2 protein-coding genes and 1 pseudogene are annotated in these 1,979 nt (G+C 73.1%); 2 read left to right on the top strand and 1 reads right to left on the bottom strand.

The window, feature by feature from the left end:
* Positions 1-181, top strand: a pseudogene (locus ND748_RS30825) (hypothetical protein); the annotation flags it as partial.
* A 317-nt stretch (positions 182-498) separates the two neighbouring features.
* Entirely contained in the window at positions 499-1,113 is a 615-nt protein-coding gene (locus ND748_RS30820) for a superoxide dismutase family protein (protein WP_251749820.1), read from the top strand.
* Between the two features lie 41 nt (positions 1,114-1,154).
* Here ND748_RS30820 and ND748_RS30815 read toward each other — a convergent pair whose 3' ends face one another.
* Complete coding sequence (locus tag ND748_RS30815) at positions 1,155-1,679, bottom strand: DUF3291 domain-containing protein (RefSeq protein WP_251749818.1); 525 nt, start codon at positions 1,677-1,679, stop codon at positions 1,155-1,157.
* Between the last annotated feature and the right edge of the window lie 300 nt (positions 1,680-1,979).

Below are 1,979 nucleotides of genomic sequence, written 5' to 3'. Positions count from 1 at the left end.
CTGCAGGCCCCCGCCCAGCCCCGGCTGCGACCCAGGCGACCCGGGCGACCCGGGCGACCCTGGCGACCCGGGCGCCGTGGGCCCCCGGCTCACTGCGTCCGACCGCGGCGAATCCGGCGGCATCGGCACCCCCCGTCTGGCATCCAGTTTCCCGGTTCGGCGTCCGGGCCTGTCCATCTGATCAGCCTCTTTGCCTCGACGCCAGCAGCTCGCCGTTCGTGGCGTAGCGATCTGCCTGCGCAGCGGGGTACTGATCACGCGGGCTGCTCCTGCGGGATGCCGGTGGGCGCCCGGGCCCGCGGTCTCGGTCCGCGGGGGGCCGGCAGCGCGTGGCCGGGAAAGCAGGAACGGCTCAACGCCATCGCGGCTTTCAGTCCATTATCGCGGGAAAACGGGGTGGCACCTTTTTCCCATCGGACCGCGTCGGAGTCCGCCGGTCGACTCCGTCCGCCCTAGGATCGTCGTCACCGACCGGAACTCCCGTCTCAGAGGGGCCTCATGCGACGGCGTCTGTCCATCATTGCGGCCGGGCTCGGATTGCTCCTGCTGTCCGCGGCGCCGGCCGGGGCCGCCGGGTCCCCGTCACCGGCCACGAGCAGCAGCCCGATCCCGAGTCCGGCCGAGGCCGGCAGAGTCGTCGCGCAGCCCGTGGTGTTCGGCACCTGGAACGACCGGCAGCCGCCCGCGGCCGTCACCTACGACGCCCATCTCGTGCCGCCGGGAACAACGGCGGTCGCGCTCGCCGTCCGCGGTAAGCGGACCGTGATCGGCCTGGTCGTGCAGGGGCTGGCGGCGAACCACCAGTTCGGCGCGCACGTCCATCAGAAGGCCTGCGGGGCGACCGGCGCGGCCGCCGGCGCGCATTACCAGAACGTCCCCGACCCCGTGCAGCCGTCGGTGGATCCCACCTACGCCAACGCGCGCAACGAGGTGTGGCTGGACTTCACCACCGACGCGCGCGGCACGGGATCGGCGTTCGCGGTGGTCGAGTGGGACTTCCGGGCCGGCGGCGCGCACTCGATCATCCTCCACGAGCACCACACCGACAGCTCCCCCGGCAGCGCGGGCACGGCGGGCGGCCGCGCGGCCTGCCTCACCGTCCCGTTGTCCTGATCTCCTAGCCGGCCAGCCGGCCAGCCAGCCGGCGGGCGGGCTCAGACCGGGCAGGTCCAGTCCGCCCGCCGGTCCGGCGGCGTCGCCGGGTCGCCGGGTCGCCGATCGCCGCCCGGCGGCGGAAACGACTGGCGCAGCGTGAAGGCGTACGCGGTGGGCCCCTCCCGGCGCAGTCGGCGGACGCGTTGCTCCGCCTGCCCTGTCGTCGGCCGTTCTCCGACGGGCACCCACCACAACGCCGCGTACGCCTCGCGCATGGTCTCGAACCACTCACGCCGTCGGCGCAGTACGTCGCGGTGCCGACCGGAGAACGCGAAGTTCTTCAGCGCTTCGATCGAATCCCACACCGTCAGGTTGACGATGATTCCGGCGCTCGTGCCCACGTCCCAGGAGAAGGCGCGTATCGCGGTGGCGTCGCCGTCCTCGGTCTGCAACCGCCATCGAAAGCCCGGCGCCGCGTCGGCCAGAGCGTTCACGGGATCGAGGGCGGCCACGAAGTCGGCGAGGGTCGGATCGTCCAGCGGCGCCCGCAACCGGGCGATGTTCACCTGCGCCAGTTCCCACATTCCCCGATGGTCCCGCACGTCGGCGGGTGACGGTAACAGGTCGCGTAGTCGAGCGGCACCGCGCGCATTTCGTTCGGCATTTCCGCACCCTGACCCTGGCGGCTGCCGGCGACTCCCGGACCCGCCGACGCAGTCGTTCGTAAGGCCGGGAAGGGGACGAAAGTCCATATAGCTGCCGCGCGCGCCGGCCGATGATGGCGGCAGCGGCGCGCCCCGTGCGCCGCTGGGCGGGGCAGGAGCGAGATGACGATGCCGGAGCTCGATCGCGCCACCGGTTGCGGCGCGGCCACGCGGTCGGCC

It is taken from the genome of Frankia sp. AiPs1 (genome assembly GCF_023716945.1).
In the GTDB taxonomy this organism is placed as follows: Bacteria; Actinomycetota; Actinomycetes; order Frankiales; family Frankiaceae; genus Frankia.
Note: the sequence above shows the minus strand (reverse complement) of the source record. Positions and strands in the feature narration are given on the sequence as shown.